Origin of the sequence: uncultured Amnibacterium sp. (assembly GCF_964245895.1) — a bacterium.
In the GTDB taxonomy this organism is placed as follows: Bacteria; Actinomycetota; Actinomycetes; order Actinomycetales; family Microbacteriaceae; genus Amnibacterium.
Genome location: NZ_CAXTOQ010000159.1, coordinates 1 through 7,321 on the forward strand (window position 1 = coordinate 1; position 7,321 = coordinate 7,321).

The following is a 7,321-nucleotide window of genomic DNA, read 5'->3' on the forward strand; positions in this document are numbered from 1 at the left end:
TACCCCCGGTCCCGGCTCGTCGTCGCCAGCCGGGTCGGGAACCTGCCCGGCCCGATCGACGGGCCCACGGTCGGTTCCAGCCATCCCGTGCTCCGCGAGCAGTCCCAGACCACCGTCGCCCTCGGCATGACCGGCAAGCTCTGCCTCGACATCGGACAGCTGCCGGTCATCAACGAGGTCATCAGCCCGACCCCCTCCGACGTCGCGTGGGCGCAGGACTTCATCGCCGACTTCGAGGCCCGCGGCCGCGTCATCCGGGACGGCAGCGACCTGCCGCGGCTCGGTCGCGCGCAGAAGATCCAGAAGCTCGCGACGGCGTTCGGGGTGAACCCGCTCTGACCAGGGACCTGCGCGATCCGGCCCGTCCCAGGGCCCTCCCAGGGTCGTCCGCAATGGTTCGCGGCCGCGATCCGCTTCTGCCGGCCCGTCACCGATTTGTTACCAAGGCCGTCTGTGCTCCTAAACTCGCCAGGATCAAGGGAGATCGGAGACGCCCTGGAGACTGAGACGAACGAGCGCGACCGCTCCGTCCTCGGTCGCGCCGTCGGCGTCCTGGACGCGTTCGCCGGCGCGGACGGCCCCGAGCTGTCCCTGACCGAGCTCGCCGACCGCGCCGAGCTGCCGCTCACCACCACGCACCGGCTCGCCGGCCAGCTGGTCAACGAGCGCCTGCTGGAGCGCCTGCCGTCCGGCCGGTTCCGCATCGGCCCGCACGTGCAGGAGCTGGTGTCCCTCGCGCCGCGAGACGTCGCCGCCGAGGACGTCGCGCACCCCTACCTGCAGGACCTCGCGGACGTCACCGGGCAGCCCGTGCAGCTGGTGGTGCTCGACGGAGGCGAGTCCGTCACCGTCGACCGCGCGGACGGCGTCGAGCCGAGCCGCAGCCCGACCCGGGTGCCCGCCCCCGCCTCCTGCGGCGGCCTGGTGCTGCTGGCCCACGCGCCGAAGCGGCTGGTCGACACCGTGCTCGCCGGCGGCATGATCGAGCGCCGCTGGGACGCCGCCCCCGGCGTCGCCCAGCGGGTGCGCGCGGCGATCGAGGTCGCGCGCAAGAAGGGGCACCTCGAGCTGCGCAGCAGCTCGACCGGCACGGTCTCGGTCGCGGCGCCCGTGCTCGTCGGGCCGGACCACGCGGTCGCCGCCGTCGCGATCAGCGGCGCGCCCGCCTCCGCGCGGTCGCTCGCCCCCGCCGTGCTCACCACGGCCCGCAGCATCGCCCGCGCGATGGGCGCCCCCGCGACCGGCCCCATCCCGATCCCGTAGCGGCAGCCCGGCGGAGGATCTCCGCCGCTGCCGAGCCCCGACGCGACCGGATCCGCGGCGTTCACGCGAGGATCAGGTCGATCTCGGTATCCGCTCGTGACACGCCCGTGGTTGCATGAGCATCGTGCAGGTGCCGGTGGCGGAGCAGCGGAGCGGTGTCGCGCTGCGCGGCCTGCGGAAGACCTTCGGCGACGTCGTCGCGGTCGACCGCCTCGACCTCGACATCGCGGACGGCGAGCTCTTCGCCATGCTCGGCCCATCCGGCTCCGGCAAGACCACGGTCCTGCGGATGATCGCGGGCTTCGAGCAGCCGACCGAGGGGTCGGTGCTGCTCGGCGGCGCCGACGCGACCGGGCTGCCTCCGGCGAAGCGGGACGTCAACACGGTCTTCCAGGACTACGCGCTGTTCCCGCACATGACCGTCGCGCAGAACGTCGAGTACGGCCTCAAGGTGCGCGGCGTCGGCCGCGGGGAGCGCACGAGGCGCGCCGGGGAGGCGCTCGACCTCGTCGGGCTGTCGGACGCCGGCTCGCGGCGGCCGGCCCAGCTGTCCGGCGGGCAGCGGCAGCGCATCGCGCTCGCCCGCGCGCTCGTCGTGCGCCCGCGCGTGCTGCTGCTCGACGAGCCGCTCGGCGCCCTGGACCTGAAGCTGCGGGAGCGGATGCAGGTCGAGCTGAAAGCGATCCAGCGCGAGGTCGGCATCACCTTCGTGTTCGTGACGCACGACCAGGACGAGGCGCTCACGCTCTGCGACCGCCTCGCGGTCTTCAACCACGGCCGCATCGAGCAGGTCGGCGCCGCGGCCGACGTGTACGAGCGGCCGGAGACGCGGTTCGTCGCGGGCTTCGTCGGCACCTCCAACCTGCTCGACGGCGACACGGACGCGTCCCTCACCGGCGGCGCCCCCGGCACGTTCGCCCTGCGCCCGGAGAAGGTGGCCGTGCTGCCTCCCGGCGCGCAGCCCCCGGTCGGGCACATCGCCGCTCCCGCCGTCATCACCGAGGTCGTCTACGCCGGCTCGACGACCCGGGTCGTCGCCGCGGCCCGCGGCGGCGGCACCGTCAACGCCGTGCTGCTGAACGACTCCCCCGCCCGGCAGGCGGACCTCGCGCGCGGCACGGCCGTGCTGCTGTCCTGGCCCGCCTCCGCCCTCCGCCCCCTCGCCGCCTGACCGGAAGGACCTCCCCATGCGCCGACAGCGCTCCGCAGCGATCGCGCTCACGACGGTGCTCGTCACCGCGGCCGCGCTGACCGGCTGCTCCACCTCCACGACCGTCGGCGGCGGCAGCGGGGACTCCAGCGACGCGCCGCCGAAGGTCGCCGAGCTGAAGAAGCTGGGCGACGGCGAGGGCGCGCTGAACCTGATCGCCTGGGCGGGGTACGCCGAGGACGGCTCCAACGACAAGACCGTCGACTGGGTGCACCCGTTCGAGCAGCAGACCGGCTGCACCGTGAACGTGAAGATCGGGAACACGTCCGACGAGATGGTGCAGCTGATGCGCACCGGGCAGTACGACGGGGTCTCCGCCTCCGGCGACGCGACGCTGCGCCTGATCTACGGCGGGGACGTCGCCCCGGTGAACACCGGCCTCGTGCCGAACTACGCGACCATCTCCGACTTCCTGAAGGACAAGGCCTGGAACTCGGTGGACGGGCAGATGTACGGCATCCCGCACGGCTGGGGCGCGAACGTGCTGATGTACAACACCGACGTCGTGAAGGACGCGCCGACGTCGTGGGGCGCGGTGTTCGAGGGCTCGTCGAAGTACGCGGGCAAGGTGACCGCCTACGACTCCCCGATCTACATCGCCGACGCCGCGCTGTACCTGATGAGCACGAAGCCCGAGCTCGGCATCAAGGACCCGTACTCGCTCACCGAGAAGCAGCTCGACGCGGCCGTGGACCTGCTGAAGGCGCAGAACGCGGACATCGGCGAGTACTGGGCCGACTACACGAAGGAGGTCCAGGCGTTCGACTCCGGCACCTCCGTGATCGGCACCACCTGGCAGGTCATCGCGAACCTGGTGGAGGCGGACGAGAAGGCGCCGATCAAGACCGTGCTGCCGACCGAGGGAGCGACGGGCTGGTCGGACACCTGGATGATCTCGTCGAAGGCGAAGCACCCCAGCTGCATGTACCGGTGGATGGACTGGATCACCTCCGCGAAGACCAACGCGCAGGTCGCGGAGTGGTTCGGGGAGGCGCCCGCCCAGACGAAGGCGTGCGACGAGACCTCGGACCGCTCGTTCTGCACGACCTACCACGCGACGGACGCGGCCTACGCCGCCAAGATCCACTACTGGACCACCCCGCAGAAGCAGTGCGTCGACGGCAGCGGCGGGACGTGCACCGACTACAGCGAGTGGACCTCGAAGTGGCAGGAGATCAAGGGGTGACCGCCCGGTGACGGACGCCGCCGCGCCGCGAGGCGGGCGGGTGGCCGAGCGGCTGCGGCTCGCGGGGCTGCTCGGCCCTCCGCTCGCCTGGCTGGTGATCGCCTACCTCGGCTCGATGGCCGTGCTGCTGCTCAGCGCGTTCTGGAGCCGGAACACGTTCACGGGCCAGGTCGTGCAGGTGTACACGGTCGGGAACCTGCTGCAGGCCTTCGGCGACCCGGTGACCTGGGCCGTGACCCTGCGCAGCATCGGGATCGCCGCGGCCGTCACGCTCATCGACGCGGTCGTCGCGATCCCGATCGGGCTGGCGATGGCGAAGGTGGTGTCCGCCCGGGCGCGGATCGCGCTCGTCGTGGCGATCACCACGCCGCTGTGGGCCAGCTACCTGGTGAAGGCCTACGCGTGGCGGGTGCTGCTCGCGCCGAACGGGCCGCTGTCGTTCCTCGGCCTGACCCCGGAGTACGGCATCGCCGCGACGATCGGCACGCTCGCGTACCTGTGGCTGCCCTACATGGTGCTGCCGGTGTTCGCGGGCTTCGACCGGGTGCCCGACTCGCTGCTCGAGGCGAGCACGGACCTCGGCGCCTCCGCGCTCACGACGCTGCGCTCCGTCCTGCTGCCGCTGGTGTTCCCCGCGGTGGCGGCCGGCTCGATCTTCACGTTCTCGCTGTCCCTCGGGGACTACATCGCCGTCGGGATCGTCGGCGGCAAGACGCAGGTGCTCGGCACGCTGATCTACGGCCAGCTCGTCACGGCGAACAACCAGCCGCTGGCCGCCTCCCTGTCGCTCGTCCCGCTCGCCGCGATCGCGCTCTACCTCGCGGCGCTCGGGCGCACCGGCGCGCTGGAGAACGTGTGAGGTCGATGTCCCGCGGCGCGGTCCGCGTCCTGAGGGGCTGGCTCGTGGTCGGTCTGGTCCTGCTGTACCTGCCGCTCGCGCTGGTCGTGCTGAACTCCTTCAACGCCTCCCGCACGTTCGGGTTCCCGCCCTCCGGCTTCACGCTGCGCTGGTGGGCGGCCGCCGTCGGCAGCGAGGGGGCGCTCGCCGCGCTCGGCACCTCCGTCGCCGTCGGGCTGGCCGCGACCGCCGTCGCGCTGGTGCTCGGCACGATGGCGGCGTTCGCGGTGCAGCGGTTCCGCTTCTTCGGGCGGCGCGCGGTGAGCGTGCTGCTGGTGCTGCCGATCACCCTGCCGGGCATCGTCACGGGCATCGCGCTGAACGCAACGTTCACCTCCTACCTCGGGCTGACGCTGGGCTTCCTCACCGTGGTGGTGGGCCATGCCACGTTCTGCATCGTGATCGTGTTCAACAACGTGCAGGCACGGCTGCGGCGGCTCGGCGGCTCGTTCGAGGAGGCGTCGGCGGACCTCGGCGCGAGCACGTGGCAGACGTTCCGGTTCGTGACCCTGCCGCTGATGCGCGGCGCGCTGGTCGCCGGTGGCCTGCTCGCCTTCGCGCTCAGCTTCGACGAGATCGTGGTGACCAACTTCACCGCGGGCCCCGCGGTGCAGACCCTGCCGATCTGGATCTTCGCGAACCTGTTCCGCCCGAACCAGGCGCCGGTGGTCAACGTCGTCGCGGCGGTGCTGACGATCGCGGCCGTCGTGCCCGTCTGGATCGCGCAGCGCCTCGGCGGCGACCCGACCTCCCGCGTCTGAGGTTCCGTCTTTCAGAAGCCGAGTGCGTCAACCCAAGTTGACAACTCCGGGCGACTCGTGTCAACTATGGTTGACAGATGCCCGAGGAGGACGCCGTGACCGTCGCCGCCGCCGAGTCCGGGGACCCGCTGGAGGTGCTGCGCCGCATCGCGCAGCAGCGCCGCGAGCTGGACCGCGCCGAGGCCATCGCCGTGCGGCGGGCGCGGGTCGGCGGCACCTCGTGGGCGTTCATCGCGACCGTGCTGGGCGTCACCCGGCAGGCGGTGCACAAGCGGTACGGCCGGCGCTGACCGCTCCTCCGGCACGAGCGGCCCCGCAGGCCGAGGATCATGGGAAGCGATGAGCACCACCACCGTCGCCGCGCCCCGTCGCGGGTTCCTCCGCCGCAGCCGCGACGAGGGCCCGCGGGCCCGCTTCCGCGACCTGCTGCCGTACCTGACCGAGCACCGCGGCGCGCTCACGGTCGTCATCGTGCTGAGCGTCATCGGCGCCGCGCTCTCGCTCGCCCAGCCCCTGCTGGTGCAGCAGATCGTCACGCGGGTCCAGCAGGCGCAGCCGCTCGGCACCCTCGTCGCCCTGGTCGCAGGCGCCGTCGCGGTCGGCGCCGTCCTGTCGGGCGTGCAGCACTACCTCCTCCAGCGCACCGGCACGTCGGTGGTGCTGAGCGCGAGGACGCGGCTGATCCGGCACCTCCTCCGCCTGCCCGTGGCCGACTTCGACCGGCGCCGCACCGGCGACCTCGTCGCCCGCGTCGGCACCGACACGACGCTGCTGTACGCCGTGCTCACGCAGGGGCTCGTCGACGCGGTCGGCGGGGCGTTCACCCTCGTCGGCGCCGTCATCGGGATGGCCCTGCTCGACCCGGTGCTGCTCGCGCTGACCGCCGTCATCGTCCTCTTCGCGGTCGTCGTCGTCGGCGGCCTCTCGCGGCGCATCCGGGAGGCGAGCCGGCGGCAGCAGGACGCTGTCGGCGCGCTCACGGCCGACGTCGAGCGGTCGATCTCCGCGGTCCGCACCATCCGCGCCTCCGGCGCCACCGACCGGGAGACCGAATCCGTGCTGCGGGGCGCCCGCCGCGCGTGGGTCGCCGGGCTCGACGTCGCGAAGACCTCTGCACCGGTCGTGCCGATCGCGTCGCTGACCCTGAACCTCGCGTTCCTCGTCGTCATCGGGGTCGGCGGATTCCGGGTCGCTTCCGGGGCGATCGACATCGGCAGCCTCATCGCCTTCCTGCTGTTCCTGTTCCTGATGGTCGGGCCGCTCGGCAGCGCCTTCGGTGCGGCCAGCTCCGTCGCGAGCGCGCTCGGCGCGCTCGGCCGGATCACGGAGGTGCTCGACCTGCCGTCCGAGACCGCGAGCGATCCGGCCGACCAGGCGATCGACCCGGGTCGGACGGCGGCGGCCGCCGTCGAGTTCGACGACGTGTCCTTCGCGTACGCGGGCACGGACGGCGAGCGGGTGGCGGTGCTGCAGGGCGTGTCGTTCGCGGTGCCGCGCGGCACGCGCACGGCGCTGGTCGGCCCCTCCGGTGCGGGCAAGAGCACGATGCTGTCGCTGCTGGAGCGGTTCTACGACGTGGACGCGGGCACCGTGCGCATCGGCGGTGTCGACGTGCGGCGCCTCCCCCGCGCCGTGCTGCGCAGCCAGTTCGGCTACGTCGAGCAGGACGCGCCCGCGCTGGCGGGCACGATCCGCGACAACCTCGTGCTCGCGGCGCCGCTCGCGACCGACGACGACTGCCTCCGCGCGCTGGACGCCGTGAACCTCCGAGCGACGGTGCTGAAGCACGCGCAGGGGCTGGAGGCGGAGGTCGGCGAGGAGGGGGTGCTGCTGTCCGGCGGCGAGCGGCAGCGGCTCGCCATCGCCCGCGCGCTGCTCGCGGACGCGCCGATCCTGCTGCTCGACGAGTCGACCTCGAACCTGGACGGCCGCAACGAGCAGCTGCTGCGCGACTCCCTGGCCGCGGCCGCGGAGGGCCGCACGACGATCGTGATCGCGCACCG

Annotated in this window: 7 protein-coding genes and 1 pseudogene; all 8 read left to right on the top strand. The window is 72.9% G+C overall.

Going from position 1 to position 7,321, the window contains the following annotated elements; all coding sequences use genetic code 11:
- Positions 1-339: pseudogene (locus ACFE60_RS16045) on the top strand (CoA ester lyase); the annotation flags it as partial.
- A 114-nt stretch (positions 340-453) separates the two neighbouring features.
- Complete coding sequence (locus tag ACFE60_RS16050) at positions 454-1,263, top strand: IclR family transcriptional regulator (RefSeq protein ID WP_375389864.1); 810 nt, start codon at positions 454-456, stop codon at positions 1,261-1,263.
- A 115-nt stretch (positions 1,264-1,378) separates the two neighbouring features.
- Positions 1,379-2,434: an ABC transporter ATP-binding protein gene (locus ACFE60_RS16055; RefSeq protein ID WP_375389865.1), complete on the top strand. Its 1,056-nt coding sequence runs from the start codon at positions 1,379-1,381 to the stop codon at positions 2,432-2,434.
- A 16-nt stretch (positions 2,435-2,450) separates the two neighbouring features.
- The gene (locus ACFE60_RS16060; protein ID WP_375389866.1) at positions 2,451-3,659 is read left to right on the top strand and encodes an ABC transporter substrate-binding protein; all 1,209 of its coding nucleotides are present in this window, start codon (positions 2,451-2,453) and stop codon (positions 3,657-3,659) included.
- 7 nt (positions 3,660-3,666) lie between these two features.
- On the top strand, positions 3,667-4,518 hold the full coding sequence (locus tag ACFE60_RS16065) for an ABC transporter permease (RefSeq protein ID WP_375389867.1): 852 nt from the start codon (positions 3,667-3,669) through the stop codon (positions 4,516-4,518).
- 44 nt (positions 4,519-4,562) lie between these two features.
- On the top strand, positions 4,563-5,318 hold the full coding sequence (locus tag ACFE60_RS16070; RefSeq protein WP_375389868.1) for an ABC transporter permease: 756 nt from the start codon (positions 4,563-4,565) through the stop codon (positions 5,316-5,318).
- A 77-nt stretch (positions 5,319-5,395) separates the two neighbouring features.
- A complete protein-coding gene (locus ACFE60_RS16075) occupies positions 5,396-5,608 on the top strand; it encodes a hypothetical protein (protein WP_375389869.1) in 213 nt (70 codons plus the stop codon).
- A 49-nt stretch (positions 5,609-5,657) separates the two neighbouring features.
- The coding region (locus ACFE60_RS16080; RefSeq protein ID WP_375389870.1) for an ABC transporter ATP-binding protein at positions 5,658-7,321 on the top strand (1,664 nt) is incomplete at its 3' end.

Excerpts from the sequence above, each read along its gene's own strand:
- ACFE60_RS16055 (WP_375389865.1), top strand. The coding sequence starts at position 1,379 with ATGAGCATCGTGCAGGTGCCGGTGGCGGAGCAGCGGAGCGGTGTCGCG.
- ACFE60_RS16060 (WP_375389866.1), top strand. The coding sequence starts at position 2,451 with ATGCGCCGACAGCGCTCCGCAGCGATCGCGCTCACGACGGTGCTCGTC.
- ACFE60_RS16075 (WP_375389869.1), top strand. The coding sequence starts at position 5,396 with ATGCCCGAGGAGGACGCCGTGACCGTCGCCGCCGCCGAGTCCGGGGAC.